Source organism: Pseudomonas sp. D1HM (genome assembly GCF_019266105.1).
Taxonomy (GTDB): Bacteria; Pseudomonadota; Gammaproteobacteria; order Pseudomonadales; family Pseudomonadaceae; genus Aquipseudomonas; species Aquipseudomonas taetrolens.
On the sequence record NZ_LRMN01000020.1, the window covers coordinates 38,949 to 58,852 of the forward strand.

General features: G+C 58.5%; 16 protein-coding genes. 8 read left to right on the forward strand and 8 right to left on the reverse strand.

All coding sequences use genetic code 11. The annotated features are described in order from the left end of the window. Positions 1-79: 79 nt before the first annotated feature. Entirely contained in the window at positions 80-3,991 is a 3,912-nt protein-coding gene (gene hrpA / locus AWM69_RS19005) for an ATP-dependent RNA helicase HrpA (protein WP_218727981.1), read from the forward strand. Positions 3,992-4,200: 209 nt separating this feature from the next. Next, a complete protein-coding gene (locus tag AWM69_RS19010) occupies positions 4,201-5,322 on the forward strand; it encodes a beta-ketoacyl-ACP synthase III (protein WP_218727983.1) in 1,122 nt (373 codons plus the stop codon). A gap of 89 nt (positions 5,323-5,411) precedes the next feature. On the opposite strand, the gene AWM69_RS19015 is transcribed toward AWM69_RS19010, so the two are convergent. Next, on the reverse strand, positions 5,412-6,674 hold the full coding sequence (locus AWM69_RS19015; RefSeq protein WP_131654546.1) for a putative porin: 1,263 nt from the start codon (positions 6,672-6,674) through the stop codon (positions 5,412-5,414). A gap of 333 nt (positions 6,675-7,007) precedes the next feature. Here AWM69_RS19015 and AWM69_RS19020 point away from each other — a divergent pair, with 333 nt between their 5' ends. Beyond that, complete coding sequence (locus tag AWM69_RS19020; protein WP_218727985.1) at positions 7,008-8,132, forward strand: GNAT family N-acetyltransferase; 1,125 nt, start codon at positions 7,008-7,010, stop codon at positions 8,130-8,132. Positions 8,133-8,150: 18 nt separating this feature from the next. Here the strand turns inward: AWM69_RS19020 and aqpZ are convergent, their stop codons facing one another. The 4 genes from aqpZ to AWM69_RS19040 all read right to left on the reverse strand — a co-directional run bounded on the left by aqpZ (position 8,151) and on the right by AWM69_RS19040 (position 12,621). Continuing rightward, a complete protein-coding gene (gene aqpZ / locus AWM69_RS19025; protein WP_218727987.1) occupies positions 8,151-8,849 on the reverse strand; it encodes an aquaporin Z in 699 nt (232 codons plus the stop codon). 200 nt (positions 8,850-9,049) lie between these two features. Further along, complete coding sequence (locus AWM69_RS19030) at positions 9,050-10,882, reverse strand: ABC transporter ATP-binding protein (RefSeq protein ID WP_218727989.1); 1,833 nt, start codon at positions 10,880-10,882, stop codon at positions 9,050-9,052. Positions 10,883-10,966: 84 nt separating this feature from the next. After that, entirely contained in the window at positions 10,967-11,536 is a 570-nt protein-coding gene (locus tag AWM69_RS19035; RefSeq protein ID WP_131654542.1) for a peptidylprolyl isomerase, read from the reverse strand. A 161-nt stretch (positions 11,537-11,697) separates the two neighbouring features. After that, positions 11,698-12,621 carry a LysR family transcriptional regulator gene (locus AWM69_RS19040; protein ID WP_131654541.1) on the reverse strand — a complete coding sequence of 308 codons (924 nt, stop codon included), beginning with the start codon at positions 12,619-12,621 and terminating at the stop codon, positions 11,698-11,700. A gap of 224 nt (positions 12,622-12,845) precedes the next feature. Here AWM69_RS19040 and AWM69_RS19045 point away from each other — a divergent pair, with 224 nt between their 5' ends. From AWM69_RS19045 to AWM69_RS19055, 3 genes are all read left to right on the forward strand, one after another. Then, positions 12,846-13,445, forward strand: coding sequence for an FMN-dependent NADH-azoreductase (locus AWM69_RS19045; protein WP_131654540.1), 600 nt, complete (start codon positions 12,846-12,848; stop codon positions 13,443-13,445). Positions 13,446-13,705: 260 nt separating this feature from the next. Next, positions 13,706-14,569, forward strand: coding sequence for a carboxylate/amino acid/amine transporter (locus AWM69_RS19050; protein ID WP_218727991.1), 864 nt, complete (start codon positions 13,706-13,708; stop codon positions 14,567-14,569). A 160-nt stretch (positions 14,570-14,729) separates the two neighbouring features. Next, positions 14,730-15,290, forward strand: a complete 561-nt coding sequence (locus AWM69_RS19055; RefSeq protein ID WP_218727993.1) for an alpha/beta hydrolase — start codon at positions 14,730-14,732, stop codon at positions 15,288-15,290. A 62-nt stretch (positions 15,291-15,352) separates the two neighbouring features. Here the strand turns inward: AWM69_RS19055 and AWM69_RS19060 are convergent, their stop codons facing one another. Then, positions 15,353-16,654, reverse strand: coding sequence for a mechanosensitive ion channel family protein (locus AWM69_RS19060; protein ID WP_131654537.1), 1,302 nt, complete (start codon positions 16,652-16,654; stop codon positions 15,353-15,355). A 192-nt stretch (positions 16,655-16,846) separates the two neighbouring features. Here AWM69_RS19060 and AWM69_RS19065 point away from each other — a divergent pair, with 192 nt between their 5' ends. Continuing rightward, positions 16,847-18,193, forward strand: a complete 1,347-nt coding sequence (locus tag AWM69_RS19065; RefSeq protein ID WP_048383217.1) for a DEAD/DEAH box helicase — start codon at positions 16,847-16,849, stop codon at positions 18,191-18,193. 166 nt (positions 18,194-18,359) lie between these two features. Continuing rightward, complete coding sequence (locus AWM69_RS19070; protein WP_131654536.1) at positions 18,360-18,752, forward strand: transcriptional regulator; 393 nt, start codon at positions 18,360-18,362, stop codon at positions 18,750-18,752. Positions 18,753-18,791: 39 nt separating this feature from the next. Here AWM69_RS19070 and AWM69_RS19075 read toward each other — a convergent pair whose 3' ends face one another. Both AWM69_RS19075 and AWM69_RS19080 read right to left on the reverse strand, forming a co-directional pair. Next, on the reverse strand, positions 18,792-19,514 hold the full coding sequence (locus AWM69_RS19075) for a TorF family putative porin (protein WP_131654535.1): 723 nt from the start codon (positions 19,512-19,514) through the stop codon (positions 18,792-18,794). Between the two features lie 182 nt (positions 19,515-19,696). Further along, positions 19,697-19,876 (reverse strand): hypothetical protein, encoded by a 180-nt coding sequence (locus AWM69_RS19080; protein ID WP_019410559.1) that lies wholly within the window; start codon positions 19,874-19,876, stop codon positions 19,697-19,699. Positions 19,877-19,904: the final 28 nt, after the last annotated feature.

Consider the following 19,904-nt stretch of genomic DNA (forward strand, 5'->3'; position numbering starts at 1 on the left):
TGTTCCTACAGATTCGTGCATAAGCGCTTAAATCTGCGACAATCCGCCCCCTGCATTTTTGAAGACTTTTGCGCACCTGATGACTGACGAATCGCCTGCTATCGACCAACTGTTGAAAAACCTTGATCAAGCCATGATTGCCGACCGCCACAAGTTGCGGCGGCAATTGCATGAGCTGCGCAAAAAGCCTGACGACGCCAAGTTGGCCGCATGGGCCGAACGGGTGCAGGCTTCGTGCGCGCAGGTCACGGCGCGGGCGGCCAGCGTGCCGTTGATTCGTTATGACGAAAACCTGCCGATTGCCGCCAAACGCGATGAAATCAAGGCCGCTTTGCTCAAGCATCAGGTGCTGATTCTGGCCGGTGAGACCGGCTCGGGCAAAACCACCCAGTTGCCGAAAATCTGTCTTGAAATCGGTCGTGGGCAGCATGGCCTGATTGGCCACACCCAACCCCGGCGAATCGCCGCCCGCAGTGTTGCCAGCCGCGTGGCCGAAGAACTGGCCACGCCCCTGGGCGCGCTGGTCGGGTATCAGGTGCGGTTCGAGGATCAAAGCGATTCCAATACCCTGATCAAGCTGATGACCGATGGCATCTTGCTGGCTGAAACCCAGCACGACCGCTATCTGGAGCGTTACGACACAATCATCGTCGACGAAGCCCACGAACGAAGCCTGAACATCGACTTTTTGCTGGGCTACCTGAAAATCCTGCTGCCGCGGCGCCCGGACCTGAAGGTCATCATCACCTCGGCCACCATCGATCTGGAGCGTTTTTCCAAACACTTCAATGATGCGCCGATTGTCGAAGTCTCGGGCCGTACCTTCCCGGTCGAAACCTGGTATCGACCGCTGACCTCCGAGCAGGACGAAGAGGGCAACAGCGTCGAAGAGGACTTGAGCGTCGATCAGGCGATCATCGCCACCCTCGATGAGATCGCTGCCTTTGAGCGTAGCGAGCGCAAGAGCCCGGGGGATGTGCTGGTGTTTTTGCCCGGCGAGCGTGAAATTCGCGATGCCGCCGACCTGTTGCGCAAGGCGCAGCTCAAGCACACCGAAATCCTGCCTTTGTATGCGCGACTGTCGCCTGCCGAACAGCAGCGCATCTTTCAGTCGCACCCGGGGCGACGCGTGGTACTGGCGACCAACGTGGCGGAAACCTCGCTGACCGTGCCGGGCATTCGCTATGTGATCGACAGCGGTACGGCGCGGATCAGTCGTTACAGCTACCGGGCCAAGGTTCAGCGTTTGCCGATCGAGGCGATTTCCCAGGCTAGTGCCAATCAGCGTAAAGGTCGCTGCGGCCGGGTTGAGCCGGGTATTTGCGTGCGTTTGTACGCCGAAGAAGATTTCAACGGGCGTCCGGAATTTACCGACCCGGAGATCCTGCGCACCAACCTGGCGGCAGTGATCCTGCAAATGCTGCACCTGCGCCTGGGCGAGATTACAGCCTTCCCGTTTATCGAGCCGCCGGATGGCAAGGCCATCACTGACGGCTTTAATCTGCTGCAAGAGCTGTCGGCGGTAAACCGCGAGAATCAGCTGACACCGCTGGGCCGCCAATTGGCCCGCTTGCCGGTTGATCCGCGGATGGGGCGCATGTTGCTGGAAGCCGCCAAACTCGGCAGTTTGCAGGAAGTGTTGATCGTCGCCAGTGCGATGTCGGTGCAAGATCCGCGGGAACGTCCGCCCGAGCGTCAGCAAGCGGCCGATCAGGCCCACGCACAATGGAAAGACGTAGACTCGGATTTCGCCGGGTTGATCAATGTCTGGCGCGGCTTTGAAGAACAGCGCCAGGCGCTGACGGCCAGTCCGCTGCGTAACTGGTGCCGCAAGAACTTCCTCAATTACCTGCGGTTGCGTGAATGGCGCGACTCTCACCGGCAATTGAGCCTGATCTGCCGCGACCTTCAGTTGACGGTCAATAAAGAACCGGCCGATTACCCCAAGCTGCACAAGGCCGTGTTGTCAGGCTTGCTCAGTCAGATCGGGCAGAAGACCGAAGACGGCGATTACCTGGGCGCCCGCCAGCGCCGGTTCTGGATTCACCCCTCATCAGGTCTGGGCAAAAAGCGTCCGCAATGGCTGATGACCGCCGAGCTGGTCGAAACCACCAAGCTGTATGCTCGGATGGTAGCCAAGATCGAGCCGGACTGGATCGAGCCGCTGGCCGGGCACCTGATCAAAAAGAACCACTTCGAACCGCATTGGGAGAAGAAGCGCGGACAAGTGGTGGCTTATGAGCAAATCACCCTGTTCGGGCTGATCGTGGTGGGTCGGCGCGCAGTGCATTACGGGCCGATTGATCCGGTGCTGTCCCGCGAGCTGTTTATCCGCGAAGGGCTGGTGCGCGGCGAGATTCAGTCGCGGGCCAAATGCCTGACGGCCAATGCGCAGTTGCTGGAACAGCTCGACGAGCTGGAGGCCAAGGCCCGCCGCCGCGACATCCTGGCCGACGAAGAAACCCTCTATGCGTTCTATGACGCTCGTCTGCCGGCAGAGATTCATCAGACCGCCACCTTCGACAGCTGGTACCGGGTTAACAGCCAGAAAGACCCGCAGCTGTTGATCATGCGCGAAGAGGACGTGCTGGCCCGCGAGGCCACCGAAATCACCGCCCGGCATTACCCGGACACTCTGCACCTGGGTGATCTGACCCTGGAGCTGAGCTATCACTTTGAACCCAATCACCCCCGTGACGGGGTGACGGTCAAGGTGCCAGCACCTTTGCTTTCGGTGTTGCCTCCGGAACGCCTGGAGTGGCTGGTGCCAGGCATGATTGAAGCCAAATGCATCGCTCTGGTACGCAGCTTGCCCAAAGCCTTGCGCAAAAATTTCGTGCCGGTGCCGGACTTCGTCAAAGCCGCCTTGCAGCGCCTGGAATTTGCCGAAGGCTCCTTGCCCCAGGCATTGGGCCGTGAGTTGCTGCGCATGACCGGTGCGCGAGTCAGTGACGAGGCCTGGGCAGAAGCGGCGCAGCAGGTGGAAAACCACCTGAAAATGAACCTGGAGATTGTCGACGCCGACGGCAAGTTCCTCGGCGAAGGGCGCGATCTGGCCGAATTGACCGCGCGCTTTGCCCAAGCCAGTCAGGCCGCACTGGCGGTGCCGCAAACCGCCAAAAACCAGCAGCCGGTCGAAGCCAAGGTGTTTGCTCCGGTGGCCGAGAAAACCCAGCAGAAGATTGCCGGGTTGTCGATGACGGTCTACCCGGCGCTGGTGGAAGAGGGCAATACGGTCAAGGAAGGGCGCTTCTCGACCCCGGCCGAAGCGGAATACCAGCATCGACGTGCCTTGCAGCGGTTATTGATGCAGCAATTGGCCGAGCCGGCGAAATTCCTGCGCGGTAAATTGCCGGGCATGACCGAGCTGGGGTTGCTGTATCGCGAGCTGGGCCGGGTAGAAAGTCTGGTCGAAGACATCCTGCTGGCCAGCCTCGACAGCTGCATTCTTGAGGGCGAAGCGGTGTTGCCGCGTGATGGTGCCGGCCTGGCTTCGCTGGCCGAGCGCAAACGGGGCGCCTGGACTGAACACGCCGAAAAACTGGCCAGGTTGACCCTGGATATCCTCAAGTTGTGGCACGGTCTGCAAAAGCGCTTCAAGGGCAAGATTGACCTGGCTCAGGCCGTGGCGCTGAACGACATCAAGCAACAGCTGAGCCATCTGGTTTATCCCGGTTTTGTACGGGAAACCCCGGCGGTCTGGCTCAAGGAGTTACCGCGTTATCTCAAGGCGATTGAGATGCGCCTGGAAAAACTGCCAGGGCAGGTTCAAAAGGATCGGGTCTGGAGCGGCGAACTGAGCAACCTGTGGGCCCAATACCAGGCGCGGGCCACCAAGCATGCCCAAGAAGGCAAGCGGGATCCGCAACTGGAGCTCTATCGCTGGTGGCTCGAGGAATACAGGGTGTCGTTGTTCGGTCAGCAATTGGGCACCAAGGTTCCGATTTCGGACAAGCGTTTAAGCAAGCAGTGGAGTCAGGTAGACGCCTAGCCACATTCGGAGCGGCTACAAGGACTGCATCGTGGCCGCACATGTGCAGATAACGCTAAAACTTGCCATTTATGGCAAACTTCGCGGCTATAACTACTTGATAGCAAGATGACTCAAGGCTTTTCATCCTTTGATCGGGGAACGGCCTTTTTATGATGTGGCACGTTTGTGCCAATATTTTCTGCCTGAACAGATATAGAGGAACGACCGTGCATAACGTCGTCATCAGCGGCACCGGCCTGTACACCCCGGCCAACAGCATTTCCAATGAAGAGCTGGTGCAGTCTTTCAATGCCTATGTGCAACAGTTCAATGCGGACAACGCGGCAGCGATCGAGGCGGGTGACCTCCAGCCTCTGGCCGAGTCCAGCGCTGCGTTCATTGAAAAAGCATCGGGCATCAAAAGCCGTTTTGTCATGGACAAGGAAGGCATCCTTGATCCGCAGCGCATGCGCCCGCGTCTGCCCCAGCGTTCAAATGATGAAATGTCGGTGCTGTGCGAAATGGCAGTGGGCGCCGCGAAGCAGGCACTCGAGCGAGCGGGCAAGACGGCTGCCGACATCGACGGCGTGATTGTGGCGTGTTCCAACCTGCAACGGCCGTATCCGGCGGTTGCCATTGAAGTGCAACAGGCATTGGGCATCCAGGGCTTTGGCTTTGACATGAACGTGGCCTGCTCTTCGGCGACCTTTGGTATTCAGACCGCCAGCAACAGCGTGCAGTTGGGTCAGGCCCGCGCCGTACTGCTGATCAGCCCTGAAGTGTGCACCGGACATTTGAATTTCCGTGACCGTGACAGCCATTTCATTTTTGGCGATGCGGCCACCGCGGTGATCGTCGAGCGCGCTGATCTGGCAACCTCCGAGCACCAGTTCGATATCGTCAGCACCAAACTGCTGACCACTTTCTCGAACAACATTCGTAACAACTTCGGCTTTCTCAACCGTGCCTCTGATGAAGCGGCCGAGAGCCCGGACAAGCTGTTCGTGCAGGAAGGCCGCAAGGTGTTCCGCGATGTATGCCCGATGGTCGCCGAGCTGGTTGCCGAGCATTTGCAGGAAAACCGCATCGACGTCGCGGATGTGAAGCGTTTCTGGCTGCACCAGGCCAACCTGAGCATGAACCATTTGATCGTCAAGCGCCTGCTGGGGCGTGAGGCATCGATCGAAGAGGCCCCGGTGATTCTGGATACCTACGCCAACACCAGTTCGGCAGGCTCCGTGATCGCATTCCACACCTACCAGGATGATCTGGCGAGCGGTGCGCTGGCGGTACTCAGTTCGTTTGGCGCCGGTTACTCGATCGGCAGTGTGATTTTGCGCAAGCGTTGAGTGCGGCTCGCGTTTTTTAACGCGCAAAAAAACGCAAGGCGCTGGATGGAGCCAGCGCCTTGCGGGGTTTTTCCTGTAGCGATAAAGCCTTAGAACTTGGCTTCGAGATCCACCTGCAGCGTATTGATGTCCGCATCGGTACGGTCTTTTGCTGCGGTATCCGATTTGGCCATCAGGTACGCGGCGCCGACCGAGAAGTTCTTGTCGATTTCGTAACCCACTTTGAACTTGTGGCCACGGGAGCCGGTATAGCCGTTGGCGAAGTCCGAGTCGGTGAACGCGCCAATGACGGCATCGCGTTGAACGTCACGATAGTTGTAGTCCAGGCCGAACTTGCCCAGCTTGGTCTTCACGCCCAGCAACCAGGCCGTGTCGCCATCGGTGGCGGCACGGTCGTTGACCACATACTGGCCATAGGCTGACACCGGCACCGGCAGGTTGCTCAGGTCGACCTGACCAAAGCCTTCATACAGACGGAACTGGGTGCTGGTGTTGCCGTTGACGGCCAGCGCAGCGCGGGCTGCCGGGCTGTCATCACCGTCGAAGCTATAGATACTGCCGCCCAAGGTGACTTTCGTGCCGTCAAAGGGAGCGAAGCGCGCGCCCAGTTGACCTGCATACATGTTCAGGTCGTGCTTGAACTCCATGCCTTCGCCATCGACGTTGTCCTTGAGGATGTAGTAGCCGGCGCTACCGAACAGTTCGGTGTCGCCGCTGCCCACCGGCAACTTGTAGGTGGCAGCCAGGCCTTCTGGGTTGATGTCGCTATCCCAGATGATGTCGCCTTCGTTGACCCAGGGCTGGTTCATTTTACCGGCGATCAAATGCAGGTTTTTGATATTGGTAGGGTGCCAATCCAGATACGCCTGGTCGAGCCACAGCGATTTTTTGTTGAAGTAGTTGTCCAGGCTCTGGTTGGTCGAGCGGCGGTCGTCGCTGCTACCGGTAGCAATACGCACACCGGCATCGACCTGCGGGTTGATTTCACTGTAGAACCCGACACGGGCGCGGACACGTGCCCGGTCCTGGTCGCTGGCGGCGCCATCCCCGTTCACATCTTCGTAACGCACACGCACGTCACCTTTGACCTGGGTCTTGGACGCCCACGCCACTTTTTGCTCGAAGGCGGTCAGGTCAGACTTTTTAACCTGATTGGCAACGGCTTCTTGCTGGGCTTGTTTCTCGCTGGCGAGCTCGGTTTGCAGCTCGGAATATTGCGCTGGAGAAATGGAACCGTTGGCTTTGAGCATTTCTAGCAGTTTGGCATCGACTGCTGCGCTGGCTGGAACACTCATGGCCAGAACAAGGCCGCCACACAGTCCCGCCGCAACCCGTGTAGAAACAAGACGCATATGAATCTCCCAGTGATGGGATGGCGTTGACCACCCCAAAAAAAACGGCCCATTCAGGCTCAAAATTGAAACGGTCCGAGTGTGCCTACAGCGTGTTGGCAGACAGGCCACTCATAACCCTGTGTTCTAAGAAGCGGCGCCAGTATCGCGGCTGGATATGACAGAAAAATGGCGAAGTGATATCAAGTCTGTGACAGTTGACCGATTCACTGCGGGGAAGGGGGGCAGCGACACGCCGACAAGGCGGTGAGGGAGGTATCGCCAACGGCTAAGGGCTGCCAGGCCACTTGGTGCTACCATCGACGCTCTACGCCGCGTATCCGGGGACATTCAATGCCGCTACACCGTCTGGACAGCCTGTCCGCCATCTCTGCCCAGGAATGGGATGCACTGGTGCCCGTGGCCCAGCCTTTTTTGCGGCATGCGTTCCTCACCGCGCTGGAAGACAGCGCCAGCCTGGGGCCGCATTCCGGTTGGCAGCCTGAGCACTTGTTGCACTATCAGGACGGGCAATTGCAGGCGGCTTTGCCCGGGTATCGAAAATGGCATTCTTACGGCGAATACGTGTTCGATCACGAATGGGCGCAAGCCTGTGAGCGGGCGGGTATTGAGTACTACCCCAAACTGTTGATGGCCGTGCCGTTCAGCCCGGTCAGCGGTCCGCGCTTATTGGCCGCCCGTGCCGAAGACGGTCTTGAACTGCTGGCGGCCTTGCCCGGCTATCTGGAGATCGAGGGGCTGTCCAGTGCGCACATCAACTTCACCGATGCGCTGGCGGACAGTGCGCTGGCGCAACAGCCCGGCTGGTTGCAGCGGTTGGGGTGTCAGTTTCATTGGCAAAACCGTGAATACCGGGACTTTCAGGACTTTCTCGATGCGTTGAGTTCACGCAAGCGCAAGCAAATGCGTAAAGAGCGTGAACAAGTGGCGGCGCAGGGCTTTGAGTTTGAGTGGCTCGAAGGCCGGGAGGTCACTGAGGCGCAATGGGATTTTGTCTATGCCTGTTATGCCAACACCTATGCCGTGCGCCGGCAAACCCCGTACCTGACCCGTGCGTTTTTCAGTTTGCTGGCTGAGCGCATGCCCGAAGCGATTCGCGTGGTTCTGGCCAGGCAGGGGACACGCCCGGTGGCAATGGCTTTCAGCCTGGTCGGGGGTGACAGCCTGTATGGACGTTATTGGGGGTGTCTGGCCGAGTTTGACCGCTTGCACTTCGAGACCTGTTTCTATCAGGGCATGGATTACGCCATCGCTCACGGGTTGCAGCGTTTTGATGCGGGGGCTCAGGGTGAGCACAAATTGATTCGCGGTTTTGAGCCGGTGATCACCCGTTCATGGCATTACCTGCGTCATGCGGGCTTGAAAGCCGCGGTGAGTGATTTCCTGCAGCGTGAGCGCGTTGGAGTGCTGGCGTACGCCGACGAGGCGAGGGCGGCGCTGCCTTACCGGCAGGCCTGACCCTTGCCAGATTGTGTGTCAGTGGTCTTCTTTACCCAGCCAGCGATACGTCAACCCGCCCAGCGCTGCGCCCACCAGCGGCGCCAGCCAGAATAACCACAACTGCTGAAGTGCCCAGCCGCCCATGATCACGGCGGGGCCGGTACTGCGGGCCGGGTTGACCGAGGTATTGGTGACCGGGATCGATATCAGGTGGATCAGCGTCAGTCCCAGGCCAATGGCAATCGGCGCCATTCCCGCCGGAGCACGTTTGTCGGTGGCGCCCATGATGATCAGGATGAACATTGCAGTCATCACGATTTCGCACACCAGCCCCGATATCATCGAGTAACCGCCGGGCGAATGTTCGCCATAGCCGTTGGCTGCCAGTCCGCTGGCCAGTTCAAACCCGGGCTTGCCGCTGGCGATGAAATACAGCAACGCAGCGGCAATCACGCCACCCGCGACCTGGGCAATGATGTACGCGGGCAGCTCCCTGGCCGGAAAGCGTCCGCCGACCCATAACCCGAATGACACGGCGGGGTTGAGGTGACAGCCGGAAATATGGCCGATGGCGAATGCCATGGTTAGCACGGTAAGACCAAACGCCAGTGCCACGCCGAGCAAGCCGATACCGACATCAGGAAAGGCTGCAGCCAGTACCGCGCTGCCGCAACCGCCAAGTACCAACCAGAAAGTGCCTAACAACTCAGTCATCGAACGTTTTACTAAAGTCATGGGACGGCCCCTGATAGATGCTCTATCAAGCAAAGGAAGCTGCGGTGCATCCTGCAATTGACGGCAGGACCCTCCTGGATCCTGTCGTTAATTACAGCAGCCGCCGGTGCTTTTGCCAGTGCCATGAAAACGCCAGAGCCCTTTAGTCACGGGCCCTGGCGCATTTTTTCAGTATGAAGAACGGTCTCTATTTTTTTGAGTTAGTCGATGCCGACAAATCCACCCGTTTGATGTTGCCACAGGCGCGCATACAGTCCGCCATGGGCGAGCAGTTCGGCATGGGTGCCGGTTTCGGCGATATGGCCTTTTTCCAGGACCACCAGGCGATCCATGCGCGCGATGGTTGAAAGCCGGTGGGCGATGGCAATCACCGTCTTGTTTTGCATGAGGGTTTCGAGGCTTTCCTGAATTGCCGCTTCGACTTCCGAATCCAGGGCCGAGGTGGCTTCGTCCATGATCAGGATGGGCGCATTCTTGAGCAGGACCCGGGCGATGGCGATGCGCTGGCGTTGTCCGCCCGACAGCTTGACCCCGCGTTCGCCCACATGGGCGTCAAAACCGGTTCTGCCCTGGGCATCGGACAGGTGCGGGATAAACTCGTCGGCCCGTGCCTTGCGCACGGCTTCCCACAGTTCATCATCGGTCGCGTCCGGTTTGCCATACAGCAAGTTGTCGCGGATCGAGCGGTGCAGCAGCGAGGTGTCCTGGGTAATCATGCCGATTTGCTCGCGCAGGCTCTCCTGGGTCACCTCGGCAATGTCCTGATCATCGATCAGGATGCGCCCGCCTTGCAGGTCGTACAGGCGTAACAGCAAGTTGACCAGCGTCGACTTGCCCGCGCCGGAAGGGCCGATCAGGCCGATTTTTTCACCAGGCCGGATCACCAGGTTGAGGTCGCTGATGATCCCGCTGCGTTTGCCATAGTGGAACGTGACGTGCTCGAAGCGCACTCCGCCATGCTTGACGGTCAGGCGCGGAGCCTGTTCGCGGTCAGTCACGGCGACGGGCTGGGCGATGGTCTGCAGCCCGTCTTGCACCATGCCGATGTTTTCGAAAATACCGTTGACCACCCACATGATCCAGCCCGACATGTTGACGATGCGAATCACCAGGCCTGTGGCCAGGGCAATGGCGCCGACGCTGATCAGCGATTGGCTCCACAGCCAAAGCGCGAGGCCGGTGGTACCGACGATCAGCAGGCCGTTCATCAGCGTGATGGTGACGTCCATGCTGGTGACCACGCGTCCTGCGAGTCGGGTTTTTTCGGTTTGCTCGATGATGGCTTCGCGGGCGTACTGCTGCTCGAACTGAGTGTGGGCAAACAGCTTGAGCGTGGTGATGTTGGTGTAACCGTCGACGATGCGGCCCATGAGCTTGGAGCGAGCGTCGGAAGAGACCACCGAGCGTTCCTTGACCCGGGGGACGAAGTAATACAGTGCGCCGATGTAGGCCAGGATCCAGGCCAGCAGCGGAATCATCAGGCGCCAGTCGGCCTCGGCAAACAGCACCAGTGAACTGATGGCGTAGATCATCACGTGCCACAGGGCATCGACGGCCTGTACCGCCGAGTCACGCAACGAGTTGCCGGTTTGCATGATGCGCTGGGCGATTCGCCCGGCGAAGTCGTTTTGAAAGAAGTTCAGGCTTTGCTGAAGCACATAGCGGTGGTTCTGCCAGCGAATCATGCTGGTCATGCCCGGCGTCAGGGTCTGGTGCACCAGCAAGTCATGCAGGCCAAAGAACACCGGGCGCAGCACCAGCGCCACCACGGCCATCCAGATCAGCTCGTTGCTGTGGACCTTGAAAAAGTCGCTGGCGGGGGTGTTTTGGGTCAAGTTGATCAGCGTGCTCAGGTAACTGAACAGTGCCACCTCGATCAGGGCGGCGATCAGCCCGATGACCAGCAGGGCGGCAAACAGGGGCCAGACCTGGCGCAGGTAATACAGATAAAACGCCCAAACGGAGTTGGGCGGGGCAGCACCTGGGGCTTCGCGGAAAATATCGATCAGGTTTTCAAAGCGACGATAAAGCATGGGCACTGACGCCCGCGGTGCGGGCTCTCCTTTAGTGATGTGACCGGCCTGGGCCGGTCAACGCTCCCTGCGCGACTCAGTCCATCAGTTCAGGCGCTTGGCCGACTTGATGAGAACCGGGTCGATAGGCACGTTTTGCATGCCTTGTTTGGTGGTGGTCTGCGAATTGACGATCTGGTCGACCACGTCCATGCCATTCACCACTTTGGCGAATACGGCATAGCCGGCATCGCGGCCCGGATCGAGGAAGGCATTGTCGGCCACGTTGATAAAGAACTGGCTGGTGGCCGAGTTCGGGTTCGATGTACGGGCCATCGACAAGGTGCCTCGTACGTTATGCAAACCGTTGCTGGCTTCGTTTTTGATCGGATCGCGGGTAGGTTTTTGCACCATTTGCGCGGTGAAACCGCCACCCTGGACCATGAACCCCGGGATCACACGGTGAAAAATGGTGTTCTTGTAGAAGCCGCTGTCGACGTATTCCAGGAAGTTTTTGCTGCTGACGGGCGCTTTCACCGGATCCAGTTCGATTTCAATTTTGCCGAAGCTGGTGTCCAGTTCAACACGTGGAGCTTGAGTGCTGGCAGGTGTTGCAGCCAGCACGTTGGCTGCAAAGAACAGGGCGCCAGCGGCGAGGGCAATTTTTTTGAGCATGGTTCAGAGGTCCTGAAAAAGTGGGTGACGGTTCAATGTCACACAGACAGTGGTCAAAACTGTATTGAGGCAATGCCCGGGTCACCTGCGCAAGCGCTAGTGTTCACGGGCGGCGGGTGTTGGACAGGATATTCTTCAATCGGGTTCCTGCCCACCGCTGTTCACGCTTGCAACGGGGCTGCAAAAGGCGCATCGAGCGGTGCTGTGTCGAAGGTGCGCAAAAGTTCGACCAGGATTTGCGTGGCCGGGCCCAGAGGCTTGTCCTTGTTGGAGTACAAGTAGAACAACGGGTGGCGGCTGCCGCCCTGATTCATTGGCAGCAGTTTGAGTACACCTTCCTTGAGCTCCCGTTCGATCATGTGCCGTGGCAACCAGGCAAAGCCGAGCCCGCTGCCGACAAAAGCGGCCGCAGTGGCCAGGCTGCCGACAGTCCAGCGTTGTTCGGCGCCCAGCCAGCCCATGTCGCGGGGTTGTTGCCGACCGGAGTCGCGGATCACCACTTGCAGCTGGCTTTCGAGATCCTGGAAGTGCAATTCGCGCTGCAGGCGGTGCAGCGCATGATCGGGATGAGCAACAGCGACAAACTCCACATCACTCAGTTCGGTGCCCAGATAGCCGGGAATATTGAAGCTGCTGATGGCCAGGTCAGCGATCCCTTCAAGCAAGACTTCTTCTACACCGGACAGCACTTCTTCGCGCAGACGTACACGGCAACCGCGGCTTTGCGGCATGAACGCGGTCAGGGCGCGTACCAGTCGGGCATTGGGATACGCCGCATCGACCACCAGCCGGACTTCGGCTTCCCAGCCTTGTTCCATGTGATGCGCGAGGTCTTCCAGCTGGCTGGCTTGCTTTACCAACTGCCTGGAACGGCGCAGCAATACGCCGCCGGCTTCGGTGAGTACGGCCTTGCGCCCGTCGATACGCAGCAACGGCACACCGAGCTGGTCTTGCATGCGGGCAACGGTGTAGCTGACAGACGATTGCGAGCGATGCAGCACTTCGGCGGCCTGGGCAAAGCCTCCATGGTCGACCACAGCCTGCAAGGTGCGCCATTGATCAAGGGTCACGCGGGGCGCTTTCACGATGAATTCCTCTGGAGGGGGGATAGCCGGTGGATTGGCGGGTTACACCGGCTTCCCGCAAATGTGTTGAGGGTGCGGCATGGACGAATGCTCGCATCCTTGGCAGGATAAATAAACAGGTTTATAGATAGGTTACAGCAGATAATTACGCTTTTTCATCGAAGCAATGCCCTATAACCTTTTCTCCATCGCCTTACAGCATCTATAGATGGAGCCTACACACCATGTCTAATGTTCTGATCATTGAAAGCAGTGCCCGTCAGCAGGATTCATTTTCCCGGCAGTTGACCGAGCAGTTCATCCGCCAGTGGCGTGAAGTGCATCCCGCTGACCTGATCACTGTTCGCGACCTGGCGGTAAATCCGGTTCCGCATCTCGACGCTAACCTCCTGGGCGGCTGGATGAAGCCCGAGGCGCAGCGCAGCGCAGCCGAACAGTCTTCGCTGCAGCGCTCCAATGAACTGACCGATGAGCTGCTGGCCGCCGATGTCCTGGTCATGGCTGCACCGATGTACAACTTTGCTATCCCCAGCACCCTCAAAGCCTGGCTTGATCATGTGCTGCGTGCCGGCGTCACGTTCAAATACACCGAGACCGGCCCTCAAGGGTTGCTGGCCGGCAAGAAAGCCTACGTGCTGACTGCCCGTGGCGGAATCTATGCGGGCAGCGCTGCGGATCACCAGGAACCGTACCTGCGTCAGGTCATGGCATTCATCGGGATTCACGACGTGACCTTTATCCATGCCGAAGGCATGAATCTGGGCGGTGACTTCCAGGAAAAAGGTTTGAACCATGCCAAGGCCCAGTTATCTGAAGTCGCATAGTCTGTTAATCGACAGATAATCAGCAGCAGGTTTAATCGTTTCATTGCTCCTTCAAGCATGCGGTTCGCGCATCGAACCTCCCTTTGCACTTTCTTGAGTGCTCGTACCCGATCAGCCATTGCGCCGGATCGGGTTTTTTTTGCCCGGGATTCACGGGGGGATGGCGTGGCTCATTGAAAAACCGCTAAGGTCGCGCACATTCTTACAGGCTCATGGGTGGTTTCTTCCGTGAGCCGTGTCGACTTCTGGGCGAGAGATTCATGGGTTATCTATTATTTGTCACTTTGATTCAGGCGTTTTCCTTCAGCCTGATTGGTGAGTATCTGGCGGGGCACGTAGACAGCTACTTTGCGGTGCTGGTGCGCGTGGTACTGGCGGGGCTGGTGTTTATCCCGCTGACACGCTGGCGTCAGGTCGAGCCTGGATTCATGCGCGGCCTGCTGGTGATTGGCGCCTTGCAGTTCGGGATCACCTACGTGTGCCTGTACTTGAGCTTTCGCGTACTTACAGTGCCCGAGGTATTGCTGTTTACCATCCTGACGCCGCTGCACGTGACCTTGATCGAAGATGCGCTGAACCGGCGCTTCAATCCCTGGGCGCTGGTGGCGGCCCTGGTGGCGGTCATGGGTGCGGCCGTCATCCGTTTCGACAGCATCAGCCCGGACTTCTTCAAAGGGTTTCTGCTGCTGCAACTGGCCAACTTCACCTATGCCGCAGGGCAGGTCATGTACAAGCATCTGGTGGCCCGCTACCCAAGTGATCTGCCGCATTATCGACGCTTTGGTTACTTTTACCTCGGTGCGCTGGCGGTGGTCTTGCCAGCATTCCTGTTGTTCGGCAAGGCGCACTTCTTGCCTGACGCGCCGGTGCAATGGGCTGTGCTGGTGTTTCTGGGGCTGGTCTCTACCGCGCTGGGGATGTACTGGTGGAACAAGGGTGCCTGTCTGGTCAGCGGCGGTACCCTGGCGGTGATGAACAACTTGCATGTCCCGGTGGGGTTATTGCTCAACTTGCTGATCTGGAATCAGCACGAGCCTTTGGGACGCCTGTTTTTGGGCGGGCTGGTGATTCTGGTCGCCGTGTGGATCAGTCGCCTCGACCGCAAGGGCGGGTTATTGCGATAAGTGCTGAAAAAACGGGCTTTAGGCGCAGGGGGAATAACCAGGGGGGTGAAGGCGAGGACTCTGATGATACTGGTCGGCGCAAGCCTCACTTGACTAGACCTGAGGGCTGGGGCGAGCTAACGTCTCAACGACCTATCCACCGCCTCAAGGGAGAACAGGGATGACCGTCAGGGTGTTGATATTGCCAGGCCTCTTCGATTCCGGGCCCCAGCATTGGCAAACACAGTGGGAACAGCGTTTCAGCGGGCTGCATCGAGTCGAGCAGAATGACTGGCAGACGCCGACCTGCGCGGACTGGGTACTGCGGCTACACGACAAGGTGATGGCCAGCCAGCGTCCGGTTGTCCTGGTGGGGCACAGTCTGGCGTGCAGTCTGATTGCACAGTGGGCGCAGCAGCATCCCGAAGCGGCGCAGAGGGTGCGTGGCGCATTGCTGGTCGCCCCCAGCGATACAGAGGCCGACAGCTACCCGCAAGGAACCACGGGCTTCACCCCGATGCTCATGAACCCGTTGCCTTTTAATGCGATCACCGTCGCCAGCACGGATGACCCCTATGTCTCCGTGACGCGGGCCAGCGCTTTCAGCGAGGCATGGGGCAGCGAGCTGGTGTGGTTGCACAAGGCCGGTCATATCAATGACCAGAGTGGTTACGGTGCCTGGTCCGAGGGCGTGGACCTGCTGTTCAAGCTGACAGGCGACCCGCAGTTTCAGCACGGTTAACCCTGGTGAAGCTCAGGCCCTTGCCACCACGAACGGGTGCAAGGGCCTGAGCAGTTTGCGGATCAGGCCTCGGCTTCTGCAGCTTCGGCCGACACCACCAGCGGTGCCTTGATCTTGTTCAACAGGCCGTTTCGCAGGTCGTTCCCGCTTGGCTGTTGATAAACGCTCAGCCCGAACTCGGGCATCACGGCCAGCAAATAGTCAAAAATATCGCCCTGGATCTGTTCGTATTCGCCCCACACCGTGGTGCGGGTAAAGCAGTACACCTCCAGCGGCACGCCTTGGGCCGTGGTTTGTAGCTGGCGCACCATACAGGTCATGTTCGGCTGAATCTCGGCATGGCTTTTCAGGTAGGCCAGCGCATAGGCACGGAAGGTCCCGATGTTGGTCATGCGCCGCCGATTGGCTGACAGGGCAGCGACGTTACCCTGAGCTTCATTCCAGCTTTTGAGTTCAGCTTTTTTGCGCGCCAGGTAATCGCTCAGCAAGCGCACTTGCTCCAGACGCTGTTCCTGTTCATCGGTCAGGAAACTGACGTCATTGGCATCGATGAACAGGCTGCGCTTGATCCGGCGTCCCCCCGATTGCTGCATGCCGCGCCAGTTTTTGAACGACTCGGACATCAGGCGCCAGGTCGGAATCGAGACGATGGTCTTGTCAAAGTTCTGCACTTTGACCGTATGCAATGTGATGTCGATTACATCGCCATCGGCACCCACCTGAGGCATTTCGATCCAGTCGCCGACGCGCAGCAAGTCATTGCTGGTCAACTGCACGCTGGCCACGAACGACAGCAGGGTGTCTTTGTAGACCAGCAAGATGACCGCAGACATCGCGCCCAGCCCCGAGAGAAGCAGCATCGGTGAACGATCGATCAGGGTGGCGACAATGATGATGGCCGAAAACACATACAGCAGCATCTGGCTCAGCTGGATGTAGCCCTTGATCGGGCGGGTCTTGGCGTAATTGGTGCGCGAATAAATATCGAGCAAGGCATCCAGCAGCGCGCTGGTTACGCGGGTCAGGACAAAGATGGTGACGGCCAGTGCCAGGTTACCGAGGAAATGGCGGCCGTTGTCGCTCAGGTCCGGTACCAGGTTGCGTCCGAATTGCACCATCAGGGACGGCGTCAATTGTGCCAGACGGTGGAACACCTTGTGTTCGCGTAAGTTATTGACCCAATGCAAGGCCGGTTGCCGGCCGAGGATCTTGCTCACGCGCAGGATAATGATGCGTGCGATGTAACCGGCAATCAGAGCGATACTCACCAGCACAATCAGGCCGAGAAACGCCGATACCCAGGGATGTTGATCCAGGTTGGCCCAAAGGGCCTGGAAACGGGCCCAGAGTTGTTGAGTGTCCATAAGCTAAAACGTTACCCCAAAGAGAAATGACCCCGGAATTAGAGCATTTAAGTGCGCTTTTGGGGCTTAGACAGGACTAAAGACCTTAAAAAAGCATTTGTTTCGTGCCGTTTGTACAAAGAAACTCGGCCTGGGCGCTCGAAACCGTTACTCTATGCCGCTGATTTTTTGCATTTCTTCGAGGTAGCACCCGTGTTTTCCCAATTCGCCCTGCACGAACGCCTGCTTAAAGCCGTGGCCGAGCTTAAATTTGTCGAGCCAACGCCTGTGCAAGCAGCGGCCATTCCGCTCGCGCTCGAAGGGCGTGACCTGCGGGTGACAGCTCAAACCGGGAGTGGCAAAACCGCCGCTTTCGTCCTGCCGATTCTCAATCGCCTGATCGGTCCGGCCAAAATCCGCGTCAGCATCAAAGCGTTGATCCTGTTGCCGACCCGCGAGCTGGCACAGCAGACGCTGAAAGAAGTCGAGCGTTTTTCGCAGTTTACGTTCATCAAGTCCGGCCTGATCACCGGTGGTGAAGACTTCAAGGTCCAGGCCGCCATGTTGCGCAAGGTGCCGGACATTCTGATCGGCACGCCCGGTCGTTTGCTGGAGCAACTGAACGCCGGCAACCTGGACTTGAAAGAAGTTGAAGTGCTGGTGCTCGACGAAGCCGACCGCATGCTCGACATGGGCTTCTCGGAAGACGTCCAGCGCCTGGTCGATGAGTGCCCGAACCGTCAGCAAACCATGCTGTTCTCGGCCACCACCGGAGGCTCCGGGCTGCGCGAGATGATCGGCAAGGTCCTGACCGATCCCGAGCACTTGCAGCTCAACCAGGTCAGCCAGCTGAACGCCACGACTCGCCAGCAAGTGATCACTGCCGATCACAACCAGCACAAAGAACAAATCGTGAACTGGCTGCTGGCCAACGAGACTTATCAAAAAGCAATCATCTTCACCAACACCCGGGCCATGGCTGACCGTATCTACGGTCGTCTGGTGGCTCAGGAGTACAAGGCGTTTGTCCTGCACGGTGAGAAGGACCAGAAGGATCGCAAGCTGGCAATCGACCGCCTGAAGCAGGGCGGGGTCAAGATCCTGGTGGCCACCGATGTGGCGGCCCGTGGTCTGGACGTTGATGGCCTGGACATGGTGATCAACTTTGACATGCCACGCAGCGGCGACGAATACGTACACCGTATTGGTCGTACCGGTCGCGCAGGCAACGATGGCCTGGCGATCTCGCTGATCTGTCACGGTGACTGGAACCTGATGTCCAGCGTTGAGCGCTACCTGAAGCAAAGCTTCGAACGTCGCACCATCAAGGAAGTCAAAGGCACCTACACCGGGCCGAAGAAAGTCAAGGCTTCAGGCAAGGCCGTTGGCGTGAAAAAGAAAAAGACCGACGCCAAAGGCGACAAGAAGAAGTCCGGCGCCAAGGCTCCGACCAAGCGTAAAATCGCCAACCGTCCGAAAACCGACGCGTTGTCGTTGGTCAGCAAAGACGGCATGGCTCCGCTCAAGCGTCGCAAGCCAGAAGCACCTGCCGCCGAATAAAGCGCGCATGTGATTCACCAAAACCCGGCCCAGGCCGGGTTTTTTGTGGCCCGTTCACGGCTGCTGATCCCGTCGCAGGCTGCAAACACCGGCTGAACGTCCTGGCGGTCTGCCGGTCACTACTGATGAAGGCTTTTTTCATCACACAGTACGGAGCGTGACGCTGATGAGCACTTACAACTGGGCACTGATCGAACGGCTACTCCATGAAGTCCAGAATAACGACGGCGTTGCGTTTGCGCCGCGGGCTTATGCTGAAGAGCACGCGGCAGCCCAGGCCGCCGCCGGCCAACCGATTGGTAATCTGGATGAACTGAAAAAGCTGGCGGCTGATTATGAAGCGCTACTGTTCAAGAACGGTTTTATTGAAAGCCGGCCTGAGGAAGAGGGCGGCAACGGCGAGAACTTTGTCCTGACCGCGCGCGGGGCCAGCCTGTTGAGCCTGATCGACAGCAGCATTCCGGGCAATGACCACCCGTTGCAGGTGCTCAACCAGCAATCGGATGCGCTGGACCCTGTGATCTTCGATACGCTGGCCGCGAAGGCTCAAATTGCCTGAATCCAGTCGCGGGGCGGGCCTCAGCGACGGGCTTTCGACTCAGTAAAACGTGCGCTCGGCTTTAAAAGTCAGCAAACCATCGCACTGCGAGTTTTGCCCTGAATAGGCCGAGCAGTCATTGCCGCTGAGGCTGGAGTCGCTGTAGATCAGGTTCAGGTCGATCCCCCTCCAGGGGCGCGACAATTTAACCGACCAGTCATTGAAGGCATGTACGCTGCCACCCTCGACAATGGACACAGGCGAGTCCAATTGGTGGGCGGTGTACTTCATGCTCATCCCGATGCCAAAGGGCTGATTGAGGCCGAGGTCGGCAAACAGCGTGCTGTCACGGCGGCCCGGGTCATTACTGAAGGCTGCGCCAAAGCGTGTGCCCAGCAACGTGAGACCGGCATAAAATTGCTGGCTGTCGAGCGGGCTCAGTTTGGGGTAGCTGTAATGGATCATCCCCAGTTCATAGCTCAGGCTTTCGTCGAAAGGGTGCTTGTAACCCAGGTAGGAGTCCACCTCGAGGTTGCTGCCCGGCTTGATACCCATGGTCGGTGCCCATTGACCGACATACCAGCCGCTGTCGTGGCTGAGGTCGAGGCCGCCATGGAAACTTGAGCCGGGGCTGGTGGGTTTGACCAGGCCCTGCGCCATGCTGCGGCTTGGCTGGGTGGCCAGTTTAAGGTCGAAATCTCCCAGTTCACGGGAAAACACCTGGGCATTGACCAGCGAGCTGGCCAGCATGCCGATGGTCAGCAGTAACACCCGCGTGGGCATGTATTCCCTCCTTGTATGGGCCAAGAGGCTTGATCCAGAGGCTTTAGAGCATACGGATGAATAGGGACGGATGAGTGCCGTTCGTCGATTTATCGAGTACCGGATTAGTGCGAGGGGGATAAATCGTTAGTCCTAGCGCTTTGGAAGGCAAAGCGCATGAGGACACAGTGATGCGAGGGGTGTTACTTTTTGCCCAGCGTGATTTGCTTGGACGGGCCGAATGTCTGGCCGCTGACACCTTTGTCAATTTGCTGGATCTCACCGCCGGACTTCAAGAATGCGGCAATTTGCGCATTGATTGAATCGCTGGTTTCAACAGCGGGAGCTGGCTTTGCTTTGCTGGCAGATGCTTTAACGCGCATGACGGCTATTGACCTGTAGAAAATAACT